The 20,898-nt window shown below is 59.7% G+C and carries 22 protein-coding genes; 7 read left to right on the plus strand and 15 right to left on the minus strand.

The window, feature by feature from the left end; translation table 11 throughout:
* The first annotated feature begins 28 nt into the window (after positions 1–28).
* A complete protein-coding gene (locus O3306_RS01265; protein WP_272002182.1) occupies positions 29–1,162 on the plus strand; it encodes an alkane 1-monooxygenase in 1,134 nt (377 codons plus the stop codon).
* Positions 1,163–1,252: 90 nt separating this feature from the next.
* Positions 1,253–1,711 carry a YbjN domain-containing protein gene (locus O3306_RS01270; protein WP_272002185.1) on the plus strand — a complete coding sequence of 153 codons (459 nt, stop codon included), beginning with the start codon at positions 1,253–1,255 and terminating at the stop codon, positions 1,709–1,711.
* A gap of 48 nt (positions 1,712–1,759) precedes the next feature.
* Here O3306_RS01270 and O3306_RS01275 read toward each other — a convergent pair whose 3' ends face one another.
* From O3306_RS01275 to O3306_RS01290, 4 genes are all read right to left on the minus strand, one after another.
* A complete protein-coding gene (locus tag O3306_RS01275; protein ID WP_272002188.1) occupies positions 1,760–2,425 on the minus strand; it encodes a cupin domain-containing protein in 666 nt (221 codons plus the stop codon).
* Between the two features lie 232 nt (positions 2,426–2,657).
* Positions 2,658–3,773, minus strand: coding sequence for a site-specific DNA-methyltransferase (locus O3306_RS01280; RefSeq protein ID WP_272002191.1), 1,116 nt, complete (start codon positions 3,771–3,773; stop codon positions 2,658–2,660).
* 102 nt (positions 3,774–3,875) lie between these two features.
* Positions 3,876–4,499, minus strand: a complete 624-nt coding sequence (locus tag O3306_RS01285; protein ID WP_272002194.1) for a ribonuclease HII — start codon at positions 4,497–4,499, stop codon at positions 3,876–3,878.
* 257 nt (positions 4,500–4,756) lie between these two features.
* Positions 4,757–5,128, minus strand: a complete 372-nt coding sequence (locus O3306_RS01290; RefSeq protein WP_272002196.1) for a hypothetical protein — start codon at positions 5,126–5,128, stop codon at positions 4,757–4,759.
* A 192-nt stretch (positions 5,129–5,320) separates the two neighbouring features.
* Here O3306_RS01290 and O3306_RS01295 point away from each other — a divergent pair, with 192 nt between their 5' ends.
* Together O3306_RS01295 and O3306_RS01300 are read left to right on the plus strand one after the other, a co-directional pair.
* On the plus strand, positions 5,321–5,560 hold the full coding sequence (locus O3306_RS01295; RefSeq protein ID WP_272002199.1) for a hypothetical protein: 240 nt from the start codon (positions 5,321–5,323) through the stop codon (positions 5,558–5,560).
* A gap of 69 nt (positions 5,561–5,629) precedes the next feature.
* Positions 5,630–6,283, plus strand: coding sequence for a hypothetical protein (locus O3306_RS01300; RefSeq protein ID WP_442969963.1), 654 nt, complete (start codon positions 5,630–5,632; stop codon positions 6,281–6,283).
* 34 nt (positions 6,284–6,317) lie between these two features.
* On the opposite strand, the gene O3306_RS01305 is transcribed toward O3306_RS01300, so the two are convergent.
* Positions 6,318–7,019, minus strand: coding sequence for a response regulator (locus O3306_RS01305; protein ID WP_272002204.1), 702 nt, complete (start codon positions 7,017–7,019; stop codon positions 6,318–6,320).
* Positions 7,016–7,513 carry a MarR family winged helix-turn-helix transcriptional regulator gene (locus O3306_RS01310; protein WP_272002206.1) on the minus strand — a complete coding sequence of 166 codons (498 nt, stop codon included), beginning with the start codon at positions 7,511–7,513 and terminating at the stop codon, positions 7,016–7,018. Before O3306_RS01310 ends, O3306_RS01305 begins: the two co-directional genes overlap by 4 nt.
* 159 nt (positions 7,514–7,672) lie before the next feature.
* On the opposite strand from O3306_RS01310, the gene O3306_RS01315 reads away from it, so the two are divergent.
* Together O3306_RS01315 and O3306_RS01320 are read left to right on the plus strand one after the other, a co-directional pair.
* The gene (locus O3306_RS01315) at positions 7,673–8,539 is read left to right on the plus strand and encodes a branched-chain amino acid aminotransferase (RefSeq protein WP_272002209.1); all 867 of its coding nucleotides are present in this window, start codon (positions 7,673–7,675) and stop codon (positions 8,537–8,539) included.
* A 190-nt stretch (positions 8,540–8,729) separates the two neighbouring features.
* Positions 8,730–9,770, plus strand: a complete 1,041-nt coding sequence (locus tag O3306_RS01320) for a Hint domain-containing protein (protein WP_272002211.1) — start codon at positions 8,730–8,732, stop codon at positions 9,768–9,770.
* 27 nt (positions 9,771–9,797) lie between these two features.
* Here the strand turns inward: O3306_RS01320 and O3306_RS01325 are convergent, their stop codons facing one another.
* From O3306_RS01325 to eutB, 9 genes are all read right to left on the minus strand, one after another.
* Positions 9,798–10,994 (minus strand): ABC transporter permease, encoded by a 1,197-nt coding sequence (locus O3306_RS01325; protein WP_272002214.1) that lies wholly within the window; start codon positions 10,992–10,994, stop codon positions 9,798–9,800.
* Between the two features lie 5 nt (positions 10,995–10,999).
* Positions 11,000–12,676 (minus strand): ABC transporter permease, encoded by a 1,677-nt coding sequence (locus tag O3306_RS01330; RefSeq protein WP_272002216.1) that lies wholly within the window; start codon positions 12,674–12,676, stop codon positions 11,000–11,002.
* A gap of 1 nt (position 12,677) precedes the next feature.
* Positions 12,678–12,965 (minus strand): DUF1330 domain-containing protein, encoded by a 288-nt coding sequence (locus O3306_RS01335; RefSeq protein WP_272002219.1) that lies wholly within the window; start codon positions 12,963–12,965, stop codon positions 12,678–12,680.
* Between the two features lie 99 nt (positions 12,966–13,064).
* Positions 13,065–14,177: an extracellular solute-binding protein gene (locus tag O3306_RS01340; protein WP_272002221.1), complete on the minus strand. Its 1,113-nt coding sequence runs from the start codon at positions 14,175–14,177 to the stop codon at positions 13,065–13,067.
* Positions 14,178–14,289: 112 nt separating this feature from the next.
* Positions 14,290–15,390, minus strand: coding sequence for an ABC transporter ATP-binding protein (locus O3306_RS01345; RefSeq protein WP_272002223.1), 1,101 nt, complete (start codon positions 15,388–15,390; stop codon positions 14,290–14,292).
* 166 nt (positions 15,391–15,556) lie between these two features.
* On the minus strand, positions 15,557–16,924 hold the full coding sequence (locus tag O3306_RS01350; RefSeq protein ID WP_272002226.1) for an aspartate aminotransferase family protein: 1,368 nt from the start codon (positions 16,922–16,924) through the stop codon (positions 15,557–15,559).
* Between the two features lie 120 nt (positions 16,925–17,044).
* Positions 17,045–17,524, minus strand: coding sequence for an Lrp/AsnC family transcriptional regulator (locus O3306_RS01355; protein WP_272002817.1), 480 nt, complete (start codon positions 17,522–17,524; stop codon positions 17,045–17,047).
* A gap of 6 nt (positions 17,525–17,530) precedes the next feature.
* Positions 17,531–18,523 carry a cyclodeaminase gene (locus O3306_RS01360; protein ID WP_272002229.1) on the minus strand — a complete coding sequence of 331 codons (993 nt, stop codon included), beginning with the start codon at positions 18,521–18,523 and terminating at the stop codon, positions 17,531–17,533.
* Between the two features lie 45 nt (positions 18,524–18,568).
* Entirely contained in the window at positions 18,569–19,576 is a 1,008-nt protein-coding gene (eutB, locus tag O3306_RS01365) for a hydroxyectoine utilization dehydratase EutB (protein ID WP_272002232.1), read from the minus strand.
* A 137-nt stretch (positions 19,577–19,713) separates the two neighbouring features.
* On the opposite strand from eutB, the gene O3306_RS01370 reads away from it, so the two are divergent.
* Complete coding sequence (locus tag O3306_RS01370; protein ID WP_272002235.1) at positions 19,714–20,898, plus strand: M24 family metallopeptidase; 1,185 nt, start codon at positions 19,714–19,716, stop codon at positions 20,896–20,898.

A 20,898-nucleotide genomic window follows, 5' to 3' on the forward strand; every position in this document is an offset into this window, starting at 1 on the left:
TCTTTTGGCCCCGAGGACCGCGCCCGCCATGATCCCTGCCACTACTGTCGCCAAGGTCAGGAATGCCCTTCCGTTCTGGATGTCCCTCCTGCTGCTTCCGCTTGCCCTGATCGGCGCTGTCCACGGGGGCTGGACGGTGATCCTGCTGCCGCTTTTCACATGGTATTTCTTTTCACTGCTCGACGCGTTCCTCGGCCTGAACCTCGAAAACGCCGATCCGGACACGGACGACGATCAACTGACCTGGTACAGGATGATCACGCTGATCTGGGCCCCGCTGCAATTCGCGCTGCTGTTCTGGCTGATCTGGTATGTGTCCGGGGCAGAGCACCTGAACGCGCTGGAAAAGATCGTGCTGTTTTTCGGCGTGGGCGTGATCACAGGCACTGTCGGCATCAACTACAGCCACGAATTGATGCACCAAAAGAGCAAATGGGAACGCTGGATGGGCGATGCCCTGCTGGCGATGGTGCTCTATTCGCACTTCCGGTCCGAGCACCTGCTGGTGCATCACCGCCATGTCGGCACACCACGCGACCCGGTGACGGCTCGCTACAACGAAGGGTTCTATCGCTTCTTCGCGCGCGTTCTGCCGGGGTCGTTGAAATCGGCCTTTGCAGCGGAAAAGGCGTTGCAGGCCCGCAAGAATCGCACTTGGGCAAATCCCAGCAATCCGTTTTTCCGGTATTGGACGCTGCAAGTCATCATGCTGTTGCTGGCCCTGCTTTTGGGCGGCTGGGTCGGCCTGCTGTTGTTTGTCTGGCAGGCGTTCATCGCCGTCTGGCAACTGGAACTGGTGAACTACGTCGAGCATTACGGGCTGACGCGCAAACATCTAGGCGATGGCAAATACGAGCATGTCAAACCGCAACACAGCTGGAACGCGGCGCATAAGGCCAGCAACTGGCTTCTGATCAACCTCCAGCGCCACTCGGATCACCACTACAAGCCTGATCGGCGGTTCCCGCTGTTGCAGAACTATACCGAGTCCGACGCGCCGCAACTGCCCTTCGGCTATCCGGTGATGACGATGGCCGCGATGGTACCGCCCGTGTGGCGACGGGTGATGAACCGCCGCGTGCGCCGTTGGCGTGAAATGTATTACCCCGAAATCACGGACTGGAAGCCCTACAACAAGGCACTGAACCCGGCACCGCGATAAGAAGCCGAAATTGGTTTGAGTTTGACAAACCGGCGCAATTCTTCTTCCCTCAAACACGGACATAAGCCCAAGTTAAAGGAATTTCATAAAATGCGCCGTCTCGTTCTATCCGCCCTCGCCGGCCTGTTCATGACATCTCCGGCACTCGCAGAAGTGGACGGGTCGAAACCCTGGCAGATCGCCTCGATGCTGCAGGAAGCAGGGTACCGTGCGCAGATGGACGTGGCCTCGGACGATACGCCGATGATCCGCAGTACCGCCGAGCGGATCAATTTCGTGATCTTCTTTTTCGGGTGCGAGCAAGAGCAGGGGTGCAATTCGATCCAATACTCGGCCGGTTTCGACATGGCCGACGGGTTGAGCGTTTCCAAGATGAATGAATGGAACCGGACCAAGCGGTTCGGCAAAGTCTATCTGGACGCCGAAAATGACCCCTTCATCCAGATGGATGTAAATCTGAATTTCGGGGTGTCCGACCAGAATTTCATGGACAGCTTCGACTACTGGCTGCTCGTGCTTGAATTATTCGATGAATATCGGAAAAGCTGACTGAGCGGATTGCATCCGCTAAAACGCAACACGCCCTTGCGCCCCGTTTCAGGCGGCGGTCATCGGCAGATGTCCGGTCTTGACGTATATCAGGCACCCTTCTTCCGACCAGGGCGCGTGGCGCGACATGTGCGGGCTGCGGATCCAGCTGCCTGCGGGATAGTTGCCATGCTCGTCCTGAAACGTGCCTTCAAGCACGAAAATCTCTTCGCCACCCCAGTGCTGATGCGGGGTGAACCGCGTGCCGGGCGCCCAGCGCACCAGCGCCACGTTTTCGGTCGCCGCACTATGTAGCGGCAGAACCGACAGACCGGGGGCCGTGCCGGGGCGGAATTCGGCGCGCTGGGTATCAATGCTGAATTGCGCGGTGTCGTCTGGCGCGAACTGGTGCAGCTTGACCAGGATCGTGCAGCCCTCGTCAGTGTGCGGCGTGTGACTGGTGCCGATGGGGTTGCGTACGTAACTGCCCGCCGGAAAGTCGCCGGTTTCATCAGAAAACACGCCGCTCAGCACCAGAAACTCCTCGCCGCCGCCGTGGGTATGTGCGTCGAATTTCGATCCGGGCGCAAAGCGCACGATGGTGGTGGCGCGCGCCACCTCATCCCCGACCCGGTCGAGCATCATCCTCTCGACACCCGCGGCGGGGGATTTCGACCAAATGTAGTCTTCGGGCAGGACCACGACCCGCTTCTCAAAATCGGCGTTGATTTCCATCCCGGCATTTCTCCTGATCTACGCCAGAGATAACCACTGGACGCGCACCGCACCAGTCATACGACCGGCGCATATGATCACAAGAGCTTTACCTCTTGCCTGCAGCAACGCCACCTGCTTTCCGCGCGAGTCCGCAACGAAAAAAAGCCCCGTCAACAAGTGACGGGGCATAGGTATGGTGCCTGGTGTCAGGCTCCAGGCACCGGCGGTGTTCTTTTTCGCTTCGGAAAACTTAGTTCGGGCGGTCGGCCATCTCGGCGCGGATCTGCTGGCGGAGCAGGTCGATGGGGATCTTCTTCCCATCGCGCTTGAAGCACCAATAGGTCCAGCCATTACAACTCGGCGCACCTTCCAGATGCGCGCCGACCTGGTGAATCGACCCTTTGATGTCCTCGCCGATCAGCGTGCCATCGGCGCGAACCTTGGCCTTGTGCCGCTTATTCATCGAGTAAAGTTCCTCGCCGGGGCGCAGCATGCCGCGTTCCACCAGCTGGCCAAACGGCACGCGCGGCTCGGCGCGTTTGCTGGTCGATACTTCCAGCGCTTCTCGGTCAAACTTGCGGATGGCTTTCAGGCGCTTTTCAGCAACCTCGCGATACGCCGCTTCGCGTTCGATCCCGATGAAATCGCGCCCCAGCATCTTGGCCACCGCGCCGGTCGTGCCAGTGCCAAAGAACGGATCAAGCACCACGTCGCCGGGATTGGTGCTGCCAACCAGAACACGGTGCAGCAGGCTTTCCGGTTTTTGTGTCGGATGCGCCTTGTCACCCGCTTCGTTCTTCAACCGCTCATGGCCGGTACAGATCGGCAGGACCCAGTCGCTGCGCATCTGGATGCCTTCGTTCAGCGATTTCAGCGCCTCGTAGTTGAAGGTGTATTTGCCACCCTCCTGCTTGGAGGCCCAGATCATCGTCTCATGCGCATTGGTCAGCCGCTTGCCACGGAAATTCGGCATCGGGTTCGATTTGCGCCAAACCACATCATTCAGGATCCAGAAGCCCGCATCCTGCAACGCGGCGCCCACCCGAAAGATGTTGTGATAAGAGCCGATCACCCAGATGGCACCATTGGGCTTGAGCAATCGGCGCGCCGCTTTGAGCCAGTCTTGGGTAAATCTGTCATATGCGGCAAACGAGGAAAACTGGTCCCAGGCGTCGTCGACGGCATCCACTTGGGAATTGTCCGGTCGATGCAGATCGCCCTTTAGCTGAAGGTTATAGGGTGGATCTGCAAAAATCAGATCAACCGATGCTTCTGGCAGGCTCTGCATCACCTCGATGCAGTCCCCGGAAAGGATCGTGTTAAGAGGGAGCGCTGGCGCGCTCTTCGCTTTGGTCATCGTCTTCATTTTCTGCCTCTGTCCGGCGCGTGACTCGCGCTCTGGTTCGCTGAGGACAAGGATGAGTCAAAGGCGATTCGGGGTCAATTTCTTTTTGAATCAGAGGGTTAGTTATTTATCTTGATACAATATGTTGTGGACCGGTTTGAACGAACGTCTATGGTGTGGGGTGACACCAAGATCCACGAGCGCTTGTTTGTGGCTTTTTGACGGATATCCGGCATTGGTTTCCCAGCCGTATCCCGGCCACTGTTGCGCCAAATCCCACATGACACAATCTCGACAAATTTTGGCCATGATTGAGGCAGCCGAAATCGACACGGAACGCGCATCACCCTTGACGATTGCCTCTGCCGGGATGGACAGGCCGGCCGGAATCATGTTGCCGTCGATCAGCGCAAAATCGGGCCTGCGTGGCAATCCCTCCACTGCGCGCTCCATCGCCAGGTGCGACGCGCGCAGAATGTTGAGACGGTCGATCTCTTCGACGCTGGCATGGGCGATGGACACCTCCGCCACTGCGGCGATCTTGGTATAGAGCGCTGCACGCTGTTTCGCGCTCAACTTCTTGGAATCGTGCAACCCTTCGGGGATGCGCGCAGGGTCCAGGATCACGGCCGCCGCCGTCACCGGCCCCGCCAGCGGGCCACGGCCGACCTCATCAACGCCGGCAACCAGCGTGAAGCCACGTTCGAAGGCGGCCTCCTCAAACCGAAAGTCAGGTCCATCCGCCATGCTATTGCACGAGTTCCGTGATCGTAGGTTTCATAGCCGTTCGGGTTAACGCACTGTCCTGCGTGCCCTCGATTCTCTGCCTGACCATGTGGGTCGTCCCTTTTTTGTGCCTTGCCTTATGTCTCACAAGCAGGCCTGCGATGCAAAAAAGAGAAGGGGGCAGATTTGCCCCCTTCCCCTCACACAACCGGCAGCCAATCAAATTGGTAGCTAGTACTCACGAAACCTCATCAGCGGCGATCGCGCCGCCGAACTTTTTAGCGGCGCTGGCTGGTGCCATTATAGTAACCGTGGCCGTGGCCGCGGCGCTGCTGACGGTGCTGCTGCACCTCGCGGCGATGCTGGCGATGCGCCTTCTTTTGAGCACGGTGGCCATGATGCGCCTTTGGACTTGGGCGGTGTCCACTATGCGCCTTGTGGCCGTGGCCATAGCTTCGGCTCGATACATAGGGGGCGGGGCGACGCTTGCTCTTGTTTTTGTCGTGGATCACCGCACCGATGATTGCGATACCGGCGATGGCGGCGAGAGCACGTGCGACATCTTGATCGTCGGCACGGGCCGGTACAGCCGTCATCCCGGTCACTGCAAGCGACGCGGCAAGGATGAGTGAGATGAATTTACCAGACATGGGTGAAGTCCTTTCGGGGTCAGATTTTGGCAGGTCCACCCGATGAGTGGGCAGAAGCGATGACACCAAACTGGGCCTGAACCACCGAGACAGGCAATAACGCCGGGATGTTATCCGATAACACCGGTTGTAACGGCCCCAATCACCCCTCGGTTATTGTATAGCGGCGTGCCCTCGGTCATGTTGCGAAGCATGAGACAGCATTTTATCCTCGCAGCCCTGACAGGCCTCATCGCCTTCGGTGCCGGTGCCGCCGATGCGGCGTGCTATGCCGAGTACAAGGCCAAGCGCGACACCCCGTTTGAGCTGTACTATAGCGTGGCGCAGATCAGCGGCCCCTGCACGATGGCCTCGGCCCGCGCACAGCTGACCAGCCGTCTTGCATCGCAGGGCCTGACCCTGCTCAAGGTGCTGTCCGTGAAACAGCAATAATCTGCCGGGGGGACACCTTTGAATGATCTAACCCTCTCTGCCGCCGACGCCCGCCGATCGGGCAGCCGGATGGTGATCATTGGCGTTGCCTGCATCGTTGCGATCCTGTCACTGGCGGCTGTGCTGCTGTTCGTATCGCTACCGGATGCCAACGCGTTCAACGCGCGGGTCGAACAGATATTCATCGAGAACGACACGCTGACCTCGGACGCCGAGATCAAGCTGTTGGAAATCCTCGCGCTCTCTGGCACCGCGTTTTCCGAAACGCTGGTCAGCTACCGCATGGTGATCTTTGTTCTGCTGGTATTTGCGACATCGCTGCTGATCTCTGCGTTGGTGTTCCTGATCATGTTGATCGCGATGAACAAGCGCATGGCCCAGATCGAGCGGTCAGGCATACAGGTCAGTTCACTTTTGATCAGTCGGGTCGAGAAATCGGTCTATCTGAACAATATGGGCTTCAAGCTGACCGATGCCGCGATGGAAACGCTATCGATCCTAGCCGAGGCGCGCATGGATGGCGACATCCTGACCGGTGCGGAAATCGAAGCGATGATTTCAGGCCGCAGCCCTTCCGATTGCGAAGAGGCGGCAGGCGCCACTCGCATCAAACGCCTGCGCGACACGTTGGGCAACCAGATGGTCAGCGAATTGCTGGTCAAGAACATTGCGCGCAAGGGCTATGTTCTTGCCATCGACAAGGATGTGATTCGGGTGATCTGACCCCGCCCACCCGTTTCAAGCAGCCTGTTGCGGCTCAGTCCGGGGCCAGCATGTAGCCTTCGCCGCGCACGGTCTGCAGGTATCGCGGCTGTTTCGGATCGGCTTCGATCTTGCGGCGCAACCGGGTGATCTGGACGTCAACCGCCCGCTCCTGTGCCTGGCCCTTGTCGCGCCCCAGATCCTCTACCAACTTGGCGCGGCTGACCGGCTGGCGCAGATGTTCCGAGAAAATGCGCATCAGTTGGGTTTCTGTCGCGGTCAGGCGGATCGTTTCGTCGCCCTGCATCAACTCGGAGCGTTCGATATCATAGCGCACGGGGCCAAGATGCAGCATCTTGGGCAACGCGGTCTCTGCCTCCGGTTCGGGCATCCGGCGCAGAATGGCGTTGATCCGCAGCAGCAACTCCTTGGGCTCGAAGGGTTTGGCCAGGTAATCATCTGCCCCGGCCTCCAGCCCGGCGATGCGATCCGCGGTTTCTCCCTTGGCGGTCAGCAGCAGGATCGGCGTTGCAAGTTCGGAGCGCAGCGAACGCGTCAGCGCCACACCGTCCTCGCCCGGCATCATCACATCCAGCACGATCAGGTCGAACTCCAGCCCCGCCAGAACCCGGCGCGCATGTTCGGCATCTCGCGCGATCGAAACCAAGAAGCCATGGCGCATCAAAAACTTGCGCAGAAGCCCGCGAATACGTTCGTCGTCATCCACGATCAGAAGGTGTGGGGCCGGGTCACTCATGTCCTCGCCTCTCTCAGCGCATGGTAGCGCTTGCGCATATCGGAATCCATCATCGCCTCCAACACCTGGCGAAAGCCGCTGACGGCCTCTGGCCCGGCCGCACGGAAGGCCGCACGCATACGGGCCCGCTGCGCATCGCTCAGTTTGCGCTCCAGCGCCGCGCCCTTTTCCGTCAGATGCAGGTTGCGCTCGCGCTTGTCGGTGGTGCCGACACGGCTATCGACCAGCCCGTCATCGACGAGGGTACGCAGCACCCGATTGAGCGATTGCTTGGTCACCCCAAGAATGCTGAGCAGGTTGTTTACCGTAGTACCCGGGCTGCGCGCGATAAAGTGGATCGCCCGGTGGTGGGCGCGCCCGTAGGCCATCGTGGTCAGGATACGATCAGGATCGGCAGTAAATCCGCGATAGGCGAAGAACATCGCCTCGATCCCTTGGCGCAATTGTTCATCCGTCAGAAAAAGTAGCGTCTCACCGCCCTGAGCATCTCTCATGGGTCTGTCCAGTCTCTTTGAGTTGGAATGGATTTTAAGTCAGCTTTATTGACATTCCAAGTTCTAACTGTTAGCGAATCGCAGTTTTCACGCAATTTTATGCCCGAACCGGACATTTTTTGCGCAACTTATGCAAAGATACCTAGAAGGAGAGATGGCATGGCTGGCTATGATGACCGCGACGGCAATATCTGGATGGATGGCAAACTGATCGAATGGCGCGACGCGAATGTGCATGTTCTGACTCACGCCTTGCATTATGCCAGCTCGGTCTTTGAGGGTGAGCGCGCCTATAACGGCAAGATTTTCAAAAGCCGCGAGCATTCGGAGCGTCTGCATTTCTCGGCGGGCGAGTTGGATTTTCAGATCCCTTGGACCGTCGATGAAATCGAGGCCGCCAAGCAGGAAGTGCTGACAGCCAATGGCCTGACAGATGGCTATGTGCGTGCAATCGCGTGGCGCGGTGCGGGCGAAGACATGGGCGTCGCATCGGCGCGCAACCCTGTGCATCTGGGCATCGCGGCCTGGGAATGGGGGGCCTATTACGGCGATGCCAAGATGAAGGGGGCGAAGCTCGACATCTCGAAATGGAAGCGCCCGTCGCCTGAGACGATTCCCGTCCACGCCAAGGCGGCTGGGCTCTACATGATCTGCACCACCTCCAAACACGCGGCAGAGGCCAAGGGTTGCTCTGACGCGCTGTTCATGGATTACCGCGGCTATGTGGCCGAAGCGACCGGCGCCAACATCTTCTTTGTGAAGAATGGCGAGGTGCACACGCCGGACCCTGATTGTTTCCTCAATGGCCTGACGCGTCAGACCGTGATCGGGATGCTGAAAGACCGCAAGGTCAAGGTGCACGAGCGCCACATCATGCCCGAAGAGATGGAAGGATTCGAGCAGTGCTGGCTGACCGGAACCGCCGCCGAAGTGACCCCCGTGGGGCAGATCGGCGATTACCGGTTCGAGGTGGGCGCACTGACCCGCGAGATCGCGGAAGCCTATGAAAAGTTGGTCCGCGAGTAACCAAACCAGGCATCAAGTTTTGCAGTCCCGCGAATGTATCGCGGGGCTGCTTTTTTTTTGCGCCCCAAACAGCCGCTCATTTCCTACTGGCAAGCACGACCTGTACGGGTTTTGCCACTTTGCGTTCACAGAATCGACCCGCGAAGGACATTATTCGGACAATCAAAGACATTAACCACGACTTCGACCCTTGGCCAAACACTCCGCCGGCGTCGGTTCAGTATTGGTTTTTAATGGTGGTGATCGTCCGATGGCTTTGGAAAATGTGCTCGTATACAATTTTGCCAGCGGGGATAATACCTATCCGCACAGTGGAAACTTTACGATTGGCGAAGCTGGTAAGATAACGATTGACGACTCGAACGGCTCGGGCGATGCCATTTTCGGGGACTATACCCATACCGGTGGCGGCGATGTGCCGGATCAGAACGTCACCCAGTCGACCGTTTCGGGGATCAACGTCAACGACACGATTGATGTCAGGTACAAATACACCATCACCGGGTCGGACGGATCGAACAACACGATCTATTTTCTGGCGACAAACGGCGCGAACAACTACGGCCCGCTCTTTGCCTCTGACGCACCGCTGACACCGGGCGTGACCTATACGTTCGGCAGCTTCAACACGGACGGTGCCGTTTCCTACTCCTCACTCGTGCCATGTTTTACCAGCGGAACGCGGGTTTCCACCGCCAAGGGCGATTCCCTGATCGACACGCTGGAAGTGGGCGATCTGGTTCTTACCCGCGACAACGGATTTCAGCCCCTGCAATGGATTGGGCGCTGCACGGTTCCCGCCGTGGGCAGCGCAGCGCCGATCCATTTTTCAAAGGGTGTCGTCGGAAACCAAAGCGAGTTGATCGTATCCCCAAACCATCGGATGCTGATCGTCGATTCCGCGGCAGAACTCTGCTTTGGGGAGCGGGAAATATTGGTTTCCGCCAAGTATCTGTTGGGTAAAGAAGGCGTCACCCGCCGGGTTGGCGACAAGGTCACCTATATCCATATGTTGTTCAATCAGCATCAGATCGTAGTCGCCAATGGCGCCTATAGCGAAAGCTTTTTCCCTGGACCGGTTGGTCTGAGTTCACTTGCAAACGACACGCGCGAAGAGGTCTTGAACCTGTTCCCCGAACTCAGAACAGGGGCTCCGGCGTGCTTTCACCAAACGGCACGCTTGTGCCTCAGTAGGAACGAGGCCGCCATTCTGCAAAAGATTGCCGCCTAAGACGGACAATCTTTTGCGCTGCTCCGCTTAGCCCGGGCTAAGACCACGCAACCTTTCGGAGCGGCGGCGCAGCATCTCGACCGTGGCCAACAGCAGGATCGACAGCGCCACCAAGATCGTCGCTACCGCCAAGATGGTCGGGCTGATCTGCTCGCGCAGGCCGGTAAACATCTGCCACGGCAGTGTCTTTTGCCCAGCCGAGCCGACAAAGAGCACCACCACCACCTCATCGAACGAGGTGATGAAGGCAAAGAGCCCGCCCGAAATGACACCCGGCAGGATCAGCGGCATCTGCACGCGGAAGAAGGTCGTGACCGGGTTCGCGCCCATGTTGGCCGCCGCCCGCGTCAGCGAGCGATCAAAGCCCACCAGCGTCGCCGTGACAGTGATGATCACGAACGGAATGCCCAGCACCGCGTGCGCCAGAACGACGCCCCAATAGGTGCCCTGCAAGCCAAGGCGCGAGTAGAAGAAGTACATGCCCGCCGCCGAGATGATGAGAGGCACGATCATCGGCGAGATCAGGATCGCCATGATCGCACGGCGGAACGGCACATGCGGCTGGCTGAGGCCGATGGCCGCCAGTGTGCCAAAGCTCACCGACAGGATCGTGGCGACTGGTGCGATGCGCACCGAGTTCCAAAGCGCCTGCTGCCAGTCCGCATTGGTAAAGAAGTCGCGATAATGCTTGAGGCTGTAACCCGCAGGATCGAACCGCAGCATTTCCGGTGTAAAGGTAAAGAAATTCTCGGCGTTGAAGCTGAGTGGCATGACCACCACGATCGGCGTGATCAGGAAGAAGAAGATCATCCCGCAGATCACCCGGAACGTGAAATGCCACAGCACTTGGGCGGGTGTCAGATACGGCACCAGCTTGGCCCGGTATCGGTTGTACGCGATCCAATAGGTGAACCAGCCGAAAAACCAGCCGAACAGTCCACCGACCACCATTGCTGGCAGTCCGCCAATGGCAAAGCCACCTGCCGCGAAGAGCGCGATGATGGCCCAGCGAACCATCTTTTCCTGCTCCCGTCCCAACATCTCTATCGCGACGAAGGCGATGAGGGCCATCAGGACCGCGCCAATGACGACGCCCAGCAGCGTAGAGCCCTGCGCCGTGCCGACGAAGACCCCGGCAAAGGCGCCCGCCGCGGCGACGACCGGCACGTAGAACTGCACCGACTTCTTGCCGCTCTCGATTTTGGTGATTGCGCTTGTGGTCATGTGCTTTACCCCAGCTTCACGTTGTCGATGCCGACGATCTTGTCATACGCCCAGTAAAGGAGCAGGACGACCGCCAGCAGGATGGTGCCCAGAGCGGCAGCAAGGCCCCAGTTGAGCGAGGACGAGATGTGATAGGCGATCCGGTTCGAGATGAACGTGCCGGTGGTACCGCCGACGATTTCGGGCGTAATGTAGTAGCCGATCGACAGGATGAAGACGAGGATGCTGCCCGCGCCAATGCCCGGCACCGATTGCGGGAAATAGACCCGCCAGAAGGCCGTCCAGTTGGTCGCGCCCAAGGATTTGGCCGCGCGCAGGTAGGACGGTGGAATGGTCTGCATCACCGAGTACATCGGCAGGATCATGAACGGCAGCAGGATATGCGTCATCGCCACGATGGTACCGAACTGGTTGTTGATCATGATCAATCGGGCGCTGTCGTCGACAAGGCCGAGCCAGACCAGAACATCGTTGATCACCCCCTGCTGTTGCAGCATCACCTTCCATGCAGAGGTTCGCACTAGCAGTGAGGTCCAGAACGGCAGCAACACAAGGATCATCAGAAGGTTCGCCGTGCGCATCGGCAGGTTGGCCAGGATCCACGCGACCGGATAGGCCAGAATGATACAGCTTGCGGTGATCATCAGGCTCATGAACAGCGTCCGCTTGAACAGCAGCCCGTAGATACGTTCTTTCTCGTCGCGGAACTCTGCACCGTCCGGTGATTTTTGCATGTCCGCGGCGTTCAGGAAGTAACCGGTGGTGTATTTTGGGCTGTAGATCTGGATCGTCTGCCAGTTGTCCACATCACCCCAGTTCTTGTCGATGTCGATGAACGAGTCGCGGAAGCTCAGTGGTTCCATGTTCGCGACGACGACTTGCGCCGCCTTCAGCTCTGCTGCGCCGGGGCCGGAATAGCTCGCCAGCGCGCTGGCCGTGTCTGAACTGCGCAAATCCTCGGTCAGCGCAACCTTGACCGCTTCCCACGGCTTCCGTTTGGCAACGACCTTGCCATCATCGATGGCGGTGAAGAGCGCAAATGCCGTGTATTCGGAAGCGGTGCGGGGCAAAAGCGCGCTGATCTCTGCACCCGGTTCAAAGCCGATATCGCCACTATGGGGGTCATCGGTCAGGTCGGTCAGGCGTTTACGCTGCGCTTTGAGCAAGGCATTATCCTTCGCCGCGCCGTCCGGCCCGCTCATCAAGGCGTACCAGAAGGCCGCGTCCTTCCAGACGCCGTCCAGATCCTCCAGCGCGTCGATACGATCGTCGCCGATATCATCCAGCTTGCGGCCCGATGACCGGAAGAGGGACGAAATCCCGGTCTCTTCGTAGTTCAGCCGCGTGCCAAGCTTCGTGTGTTCCTTGGCCTCGGCGGCCAGGAACATATCATAATACAGCGCCTCGAATACGGCTTCGTCAGGCGCTTCGCCCGATGCGGCATCCCAGTCTTTCAGCCCTTGTGTGGCGCCCGGTAATGTCGTCGAAACGATCTGGTTCTCGACCGAGCGAAACAGCATGTCCGCAATCGGCGCGATGAAGGTCAGCAGGACAAACAACAGCAGCGGTGCGATCAGCATCAGCGCCCGCATCTTCTGCAGGCGCAAGGCCCGGTTGAGGCTGCGCTTCAGCGGCGTGCCATCGGCGGCCAGAACCTTGGCTGGTTTGGTTGTATCGCTCATGTCAGACGCCCTCGACCAGAATGATTGTGCTTGTTGCCGTGCGCCGCCTGATATCGGCTACCTTTTGGTACTCCGGATCATTATAGGCGGCCTTCGCGGCCTCAAATGTGGGGAATTCTATGACAACGTGGCGGCTCTCGGCGGCGCCTTCGGCAACCTCGGACTGCCCACCGCGGATGATGAACCGTCCACCAAGACCCTGCAGGATCGGTGTATCCTTCTCGACGTATTCGCGATACGCGTCCGCGTCATTCACCGTGATATGACCGATGATATAGCCCTTGGGCATATGGTCCTGTTCCCCCGGTTGGATCGTACGGTCCGTACAAGCGGGCCGTACTTTAATTAGTGGCAGGATGCGCGACGAGCGCGCATCCTGCGGGTTCGTTTACTTCGCGAGCCACGCCTGGAATTTGGCGTCGATGTCGTCGCGGTAGTCAGCCCAGAACTCGTAGTTGTAGAGGAACGTGTTCTTGGCGTTGTTGGGATCGGTCGGCATGTGTGGTCCCATTTCGATGCCCAGATCGGCGTGCTTACCTACCAGCGGTGCGGAAGACGCGCGCGCCGGACCGTAGCTGATGTACTTGGCTTGATCCGCGAGATGCTGAGTGTCAGTCGTCGCCATGATGAAGTCCAAGGCACGTGCTTTGCGCTCGTCGCTGAGGCCGGTAGGAATGATCCACCCGTCAAGGTCGAACACCTGCGCGTCCCACATCATCGCGACAGGCTGCTTCTGCTCTTCGATCACGCTGAACAGACGACCGTTGTAGGTCGAACCCATGAAGACTTCGCCGTCTGCCAGCAGCTGAGGCGTATCCGCGCCAGCCGACCACCAAATCACGTCGTCCTTGATGGTCTCAAGCTTGGCCAGTGCCTGCTCTTGACCTTCTTCGGTGCCCAGAACGTCATAGACTTCGTCCTTGGCAACGCCGTCGCAGAGAAGTGCCCATTCCATGTTGTTGATCGGACGCTTTTCCAGCGAACGCTTGCCCGGATAGGTTTCCAGGTCGAACACGTCGCAGATATCGTCAGGTGCATCCACGCCTTCAGGCACCATGTCGGTGCGATAACCGAAGGTGGTCGAATAGACGATCTGCGGAATGAAGCAATCGGAGACGAGAAGGTCACCAAAGTCATCCTCGGCCGACGTGCCATCGGGCGCGGGGGCGAGCATGGTGTCAGGGTCGATTTCCATCGCCAGACCTTCGTCGCACAGACGGATCGCATCTGAGGCAACCACGTCAACCACGTCCCAAGTGACGTTGCCCGCTTCGTTCATCGCGCGCAGCTTGGCGACTGCTTCAGCCGAGCTTTCGTCGTTGATGATCTTGATGCCGGTCTTTGCCATGTAGGGGTCGTGATAGGCCAGCTGTTGCGATTTGGAATAGGCACCACCCCAGCTAACGATTGTCAGCTCGTTGGCCATGTGGGCATCCGCCGAGACCATGCCAGCGGCGACCGTAAGCGCCGTGGTGGTCATCAGTGTCTTGGTGAGTTTCATACAAATTTCTCCCTAGTGAGACCCGTTGTTTACGAAGGAGGGCCCGGCCACGGGCGAGGCAGTGTGGCCCCCTGTTCATCGGGCCCCGGAGGGCCGCGATATTTCTAACCTGTCACGCATCCAGCGCGCGGCAATCCTCTGGGAGCCAACCGATCTCGATCTGCTCTCCGGGCTGCATGCGCCGCTGGTCAGGTGCGTTGCGCGTCTTGACGATAAACTCGTCATTGCCGCCGACACGCAGGCGGGTACGGAAGATGTCACCCATATAGATGAATTCCAGCACTTCAGCCTTGAGCGTATGCGCGCCCGGCTTCAGCCGGCTCTGGTCAACCTCAACACGTTCCGGCCGGATCGACACCCGTGTACGTGCGCCCACTTCGCTCACGTTCACCGGTTTGGCGTCGATCAGCGCGCCGCCATCCAGTTCGACCAATGCGGTGCCGCCTTTGATCTCCCTGACAACGCCGAGCATCGTGTTGTTCTCGCCGATGAACTGCGCGACGAAACTGTTGTCGGGTTCTTCATAGAGCTTGTCGGGCGGGTCGATCTGCTGAATGCGGCCATCGTCGAATACCGCAACGCGGTCCGACATTGTCAGCGCCTCGGTCTGGTCGTGGGTCACATAAACCGTGGTGATCCCGAGGTTATGGGCCAGATCGGTGATCTCGAACTGCATCTTTTCCCGCAGCTGCTTGTCGAGCGCGCCGAGCGGTTCGTCCATCAGGACCAACTCGGGCTCAAACACCAAAGCGCGCGCCAATGCGACACGCTGCTGCTGACCACCGGAGAGCTGTGCAGGACGGCGCCCGCCAAAATCGCCCATCTCGACCATCTCGAGCGCGCGCCTGACCTTGGCTTCGCGGTCGGATTTCCCCATCTTGCGCACTTCCAGCGGAAAGCTGAGGTTTTCGGCGATCGTCATGTGCGGAAACAGGGCGTAGTTCTGGAAGACCATGCCGATGCCGCGCTTGTGCGGCGGGATGTTGTTGATCGACGTGCCACCGAGGCGAATATCGCCATGTGTTGCCACCTCGAACCCGGCCAGCATCATCAGGCAAGTTGTCTTACCCGAGCCTGAGGGCCCCAACATTGTCAAGAATTCGCCGCGCGGTACCGACAGGTTCAAATCTTTGACGACGAGTGTTTCGCCATCATAGCTTTTTTGGACGCGCTCAAATTCGACGAACGCATCATCGTTGTTTTTTTCCGCCAAAATCGGCTCCCTGAGTTTTTTTATTCGCAGTTTTTCCTGCGTGCATCCCGCAGTAAATCCACATCACAGTCACGATGCAAGCAATAAGCGGTGTTTTTCGTACGGATTGCGACGTTCATTGGCAAATATTCGGCTTGGCGCGCCCAAAAGGCGCGCCAAGTAATCATCACAGGACCCGGCCAACGGCCTCTACGGTTTTGCTCACAACTTCGTCGGCCTCTGCGCGGCTAAGGCAGAATGGCGGCGCGAAGCCCAGGATGTCACCTTGGGGCATGGCCCGTCCGATCACGCCCAGATCCGCCAGCGCCCCGGCGATCCGCGGCCCGACCTTTTCGCTTGGATCATAAAAGACCCGGTCGCCCCGGTCCTTGACGAATTCCACGGCGCAGAGCATCCCCTCGCCCCGGATTTCACCGACCTGCGGGTGATCGCCCAGCGCGTCGCGCATTGTGGAATTGAGGTAGCCACCGATTTCGCGGTTGTTCTCGATCAGCTTCAGATCATCGAGCAGTTTGAGGTTGGCCACACCGGCCGCAGCCCCGATGGGGTGCGCCGAATAGGTCCAGCCGTGGCCAATCGGGCCGTTCTCGTCGGTGCCCTGTTCCAGCACTTTCCACATCCGGTCAGAGACGATGGAGCCGGACAGGGGTGCATAGGCCGAAGTCAGGCCCTTGGCGATGGTGATGAGGTCAGGTTTGATCCCGTAATGGTCCGAACCCATCATCGTGCCCAGTCGGCCAAAGCCGGTCACAACCTCGTCAGCGACAAGCAGGATGTCATGCTTGTCCAGCACCGCCTGAATCGCGGGCCAATAACCTGCGGGCGGCGGAACGATACCGCCCGTACCCAGCACCGGCTCTCCGATGAATGCGGCGATGGTGTCGGCACCTTCGCGTGCGATCATCTCTTCCAGCTTGGCGACGCAATGGGCGACGAACTGTTCCTCTGTCTGGTCCAGATCATCACGGCGGAAGTAATACGGCGCTTCGGTATGCAGCACCCCTTCCAGCGGTAGATCGAATTTCTTGTGGAAAAGCTCGAGCCCGGTCAGCGAACCGGTCATCAGGCCAGAGCCGTGATACCCGCGCCAGCGGCTGATGATCTTCTTCTTCTCGGGGCGCCCGAGGATATTGTTGTAATACCAGATCAGCTTGATGTTGGTTTCATTCGCGTCCGATCCCGACTGACCGAAATATACTTTGCTCATGTGATCGGGCGCACGATCCAGAACCATCTTGGCCAGGGTGATGGAGGCCTCGGTGCCGTGGCCGACATAGGCATGGTAATAGGCCAGTTCGTGTGCCTGTTTCGCAATCGCCTCGGCGATCTCGGTACGGCCATATCCGACATTGACACAGTAGAGGCCAGCAAAGGCATCCAGATGCTTGTTCCCGTCGCGGTCCTCGATATGGCATCCCGACGCGCCGCTGATGATGCGGCTTTGCAGTTCGCCACGGGCGAATTGCGCCAGGTGGGTCGAGGGATGGAAAAAATTCTCGCGATCCCATTCGGCGAGTTGATCGTTGCGCAGCATCTTTTTCTTACTCCTGAAACATCTTGGCCGGGCCTGTCCCCGGCGTCTTTGGGCGAAACATGCCCCAAATGGGTCAGCCTGTGTCACTGAAATCCCGGCATTCCCCAGAAGATTATTCTGTCAGTCGAGATCCAGCACCGCCGCAATGGGTGGCACCGGGTCATCTTTGACGGTTTTCGTCACGATATAGGTGAAATAGCGTGACAGGCCGATCCGCGCCTCCAGCATCGAGTCGATCAGACGCTGATAGCTGTCGATGTCGCGCGTCACCACATGCAGCAGATAGTCATAGCCACCGCCCAACGCCCAGCAGCCGGTGACCTCGGTATACCGCGCCATCGCCGCCTCGAAGATCCGAAAGGCCGCAGCGGTGTGGTCGCTCAGCTCTGTAGTGACGAACACCTCCACATGCGGCCCGAGCTTGCGCAGGCTGATATGGGCATGGATACCGTCGATGATGCCGGCCTCCTGCAGCTTGCGCACCCGTTCCCAACAGGGGCTGGCCGAAAGGCCCACGGTTTCGGCCAATGCCGCGTTGGTCATGCGCCCGTCTCTTGCCAGAGCGCGCAGAATGTCGATGTCGCGAGCGTCAAGGCGCATCATGTGTCAGGTCCTGATCATTGTGCCGATGTCCGCGCTGCCCAGCACGTCCATCACATGCGTAGCAATCGCGGTGTCCTGCGCGCCGGTGCCGGTCAGGTCACAGATCGTGACCTGCTCCTCTTCGGTGCGCCCCTCAAGTTCGCCCATGATCACCTGCCCCAACTCGGGCGGATCAGGTCGATCCCACAGCCCTGCCTCAACCGCACCGCGCAGCTCGCCCAAGCTACGGCATTGACTGACGCGGTCGCAGTAATAGGCATCTGCCGCCACCAGAGCCTCGGGCGAGATTTCGGTCTTGCCCTCGGCGTCCGATCCCATCGCGGTGATGTGCAGGCAAGGGTGTAGCATGTCGGCGGTGATCAGCGGCGTGCGGCTGGGTGTCGTGGTGATGACCAACTGGCAACGCGCAACCAGATCCGCGGGATCGGTAATGGCATGGACGGGCACGCCCAGTGTATCGGTCATCTCGCGGGCGCAAGACTCGGCCTTGGCCGGGTCGCGGCCCCATATCAGCGCTGCCTCGAACGGGCGCGCCAAATGTGCGGCCTGCAGTTGCAGCCGCGCCTGAAGGCCGGTGCCCAGCACACCCGCAGTACGCACACCGACCGGCGCCAGATGCATCGCGGCCACGCCGCCTGCCGCCGCGGTGCGGATATCGGTCAGATACCCGTTGTCCAGCAGCACTGCCTCGACCTGTCCCGTCTTGGCCGAGAAAACCATCATCAGCCCCCCGAGGCTGGGCAATCCCAATGCGGCATTCCCGAAAAACCCTGTGCTGGCCTTCAGCGCGAACCGTTCCAGCCCGTCGATATAGGCGGTTTTCACATCGAATTCGCCGCCGACCTTCTCCAGATCCATCGACAGGATGGGCGGCATGATGACAGCCCCCCTTGCCAGCGCTGCAAAAGCGCGCTCGACGATCTGGACCGTCCCCATATCGAGGCGAACCGCCCCGCGCAATTGGGTTTCGGTCAGGATGCGAATGTCGTGAGGCATGAAGCGTGTTTTCCTTCAGGGAGTAAATTTTTTGTACGGCCCGGATCATGATGTGCCCTTATACACCTGCCCGGGCAGATGAAGATCACCAAGGGTCACATCCTGCCCCGCCATGATCCTTGCGTGCATATCCATGTCCATGTTCCGACCAGTGATGATCGTCGCGGCAGGCCCGTCCAGCGCCACCTTACCGTTCAACAACGCCGCGATGCCGACGACGCAGGCACCTTCGGCAACGATGCGATCCTCATAGTAAAGCGCCTGCATGGCGTGATAGATTTCGGCCTCAGAAACCAGGATAACATCATCCAGCAAATCACGGCACATCGCAAAGCTCAGCTTGTTATCCATGCCGATGCCGCCACCGAGACTGTCAGCAAGAGATGCACGCTCGACCACCTCGACCGGATGCCCGGCCTTCAGGCTGTCATGCATTGCCGCACCGCGATCCATCGTCAGGCCGATAATGCGGATATCGGGGCTGATGCGGCGTGCGGCCAGCGCGACACCAGCGGCCAGCCCGCCGCCCGACAACGGAATCAGCAGCGTGCGCAGATCGGGCCGTGCCGCCAGCAATTCCAGACCGATGGTGCCCTGCCCTGCGATCACATGCGGATCATCGAAGGGCGAGATTTCGGTCAGCCCCTCCTCGGCCACAAGGCGCTGCGCCTCGGCCAGTGCCTCGTCCTGACTGCTGCCGCAGATGCGGACCTCGGCGCCCAATGCCTTGATTCCGTTCACCTTGGCCTCTGGCACCAGGTTGGACATGCAGATCACCGCCCGCAATCCGCGTTGCTGCGCCGCATAGGCAACACCGCGCCCGTGATTGCCGGTCGAACAGCAGGTCACGCCCTGCGCCCCGTCCAAAGCAGCCACGGCATTGAGCGCGCCGCGCAGCTTGAAGGCGCCGATGGGCTGGATGTTCTCCAGCTTCAGCAGCACTTCGTGCCCGGTATGCGCTGTCAGAAACGGCGACGGCACCAGCGGCGTGTGGTCCGCCACGCCCGTGATCACGCGGGCAGCGGCAAGGATATCGGCAAGGGTGGGCTGCATCGCGAGGCGCTCCGGCTGGTTTGGTGCAGTCTTTGGCTGGTCGCGCGCAAAGGTCAAGCGCAGGGCAGTGCAAAAAGAAGCGTGCAAGCGCCCCTGTCCTGGGGCAGGCTGCGGGCGACAAAGGAGAGGAGAGAGATATGATTCACAAGGACCTGCCGTTTTCGACCGCAGAGTTTCAGCGCCGCCTGACCAAGACCCGCAAGGCGATGGAGACCGCGGGGATCGACGTCCTCTTTGTCACCGACCCGTCCAACCAGAACTGGCTGACCGGCTATGACGGCTGGTCGTTCTATGTGCATCAGGGCGTGCTGGTGTTCCTTGACGAAGATCCGATCTGGTGGGGCCGCAGGCAGGACGCGAATGGCGGCGTGCGCACCGTCTGGATGAGCGATGATCGCGTGATGGGGTATCTCGATCACTTCGTGCAATCCACGGTACGCCACCCGATGCAGGATCTGGCCGCAAGGTTGAAAGACATGGGCCGGGGCAGCGCGCGGATCGGCGTCGAGATGGACAATTATTATTTCTCGGCCAAGGCCTATGCGGTGCTGGAGGCCGAACTGGGTGATGCGACGTTCAGCGACGCCACCGCTCTGGTAAACTGGCAGCGCGGCGTGAAGTCCGCCGAAGAGATCGCCTATATCCGCAAGGCCGCCGCGATCAGCGAAAAGATCGTCGACGGGCTGCTGGAGCGGGTCGAACCGGGTGTGCCCAAGAACGAGGTCGTGGCCGAGATCTATCGTGACGCGTTGCGAGGGGTGGATGGCGCCTGGGGTGATTACCCGGCCATCGTGCCGCTGTTGCCCTCGGGTAGCGATGCCGCCGCCCCGCATCTGACATGGGACGGGCGGTCATTCGCGACGGGCGAGGCAACTTTCTTTGAAATTTCCGGCTGCTATCGCCGCTACCATGCGCCATTCTGCCGGACGCTTTTTCTGGGCAAGCCTGACGATTTTCTGCTGCGCGCCGAGGCGGCGCTGGTCGAAGGGCTGGAGGCCGGGCTGGACAAGGCGCGGGCCGGCAACCGGGCCTGCGATATCGCCAACGCGCTGGCCGCCCCGCTGGAACGCGCCGGAATCGAACGCGGCGCGCGCTGTGGCTATCCCATCGGCCTCAGCTATCCCCCCGACTGGGGCGAGCGCACCATCAGCCTGCGCTCCGAGGACGAAAGCGTGCTGGAGCCGGGCATGACATTCCACTTCATGCCGGGGCTATGGATGGATGATTGGGGGCTGGAGATCACCGAAAGCATCCTGATCACAGAGGACGGCCCGTGCGAGACGTTCTGCAACCGACCAAGGAAAATGTTCGTGAAGGACTGA

The organism is Roseovarius sp. ZX-A-9, assembly GCF_028369135.1.
In the GTDB taxonomy this organism is placed as follows: Bacteria; Pseudomonadota; Alphaproteobacteria; order Rhodobacterales; family Rhodobacteraceae; genus Roseovarius.

Coding starts and splice junctions, on each gene's coding strand:
- O3306_RS01340 (WP_272002221.1), bottom strand. CDS start 14,177: ATGAAACTCACCAAGACACTGATGACCACCACGGCGCTTACGGTCGCC.
- O3306_RS01315 (WP_272002209.1), top strand. CDS start 7,673: ATGGCTGGCTATGATGACCGCGACGGCAATATCTGGATGGATGGCAAA.
- O3306_RS01370 (WP_272002235.1), top strand. CDS start 19,714: ATGATTCACAAGGACCTGCCGTTTTCGACCGCAGAGTTTCAGCGCCGC.
- O3306_RS01360 (WP_272002229.1), bottom strand. CDS start 18,523: ATGCCTCACGACATTCGCATCCTGACCGAAACCCAATTGCGCGGGGCG.
- O3306_RS01275 (WP_272002188.1), bottom strand. CDS start 2,425: ATGGAAATCAACGCCGATTTTGAGAAGCGGGTCGTGGTCCTGCCCGAA.
- O3306_RS01310 (WP_272002206.1), bottom strand. CDS start 7,513: ATGAGAGATGCTCAGGGCGGTGAGACGCTACTTTTTCTGACGGATGAA.
- O3306_RS01290 (WP_272002196.1), bottom strand. CDS start 5,128: ATGTCTGGTAAATTCATCTCACTCATCCTTGCCGCGTCGCTTGCAGTG.
- O3306_RS01295 (WP_272002199.1), top strand. CDS start 5,321: ATGAGACAGCATTTTATCCTCGCAGCCCTGACAGGCCTCATCGCCTTC.
- O3306_RS01270 (WP_272002185.1), top strand. CDS start 1,253: ATGCGCCGTCTCGTTCTATCCGCCCTCGCCGGCCTGTTCATGACATCT.
- O3306_RS01285 (WP_272002194.1), bottom strand. CDS start 4,499: ATGGCGGATGGACCTGACTTTCGGTTTGAGGAGGCCGCCTTCGAACGT.
- O3306_RS01300 (WP_442969963.1), top strand. CDS start 5,630: ATGGTGATCATTGGCGTTGCCTGCATCGTTGCGATCCTGTCACTGGCG.
- O3306_RS01350 (WP_272002226.1), bottom strand. CDS start 16,924: ATGCTGCGCAACGATCAACTCGCCGAATGGGATCGCGAGAATTTTTTC.
- O3306_RS01335 (WP_272002219.1), bottom strand. CDS start 12,965: ATGCCCAAGGGCTATATCATCGGTCATATCACGGTGAATGACGCGGAC.
- eutB (WP_272002232.1), bottom strand. CDS start 19,576: ATGCAGCCCACCCTTGCCGATATCCTTGCCGCTGCCCGCGTGATCACG.
- O3306_RS01330 (WP_272002216.1), bottom strand. CDS start 12,676: ATGAGCGATACAACCAAACCAGCCAAGGTTCTGGCCGCCGATGGCACG.
- O3306_RS01305 (WP_272002204.1), bottom strand. CDS start 7,019: ATGAGTGACCCGGCCCCACACCTTCTGATCGTGGATGACGACGAACGT.
- O3306_RS01355 (WP_272002817.1), bottom strand. CDS start 17,524: ATGCGCCTTGACGCTCGCGACATCGACATTCTGCGCGCTCTGGCAAGA.
- O3306_RS01265 (WP_272002182.1), top strand. CDS start 29: ATGATCCCTGCCACTACTGTCGCCAAGGTCAGGAATGCCCTTCCGTTC.
- O3306_RS01325 (WP_272002214.1), bottom strand. CDS start 10,994: ATGACCACAAGCGCAATCACCAAAATCGAGAGCGGCAAGAAGTCGGTG.
- O3306_RS01280 (WP_272002191.1), bottom strand. CDS start 3,773: ATGAAGACGATGACCAAAGCGAAGAGCGCGCCAGCGCTCCCTCTTAAC.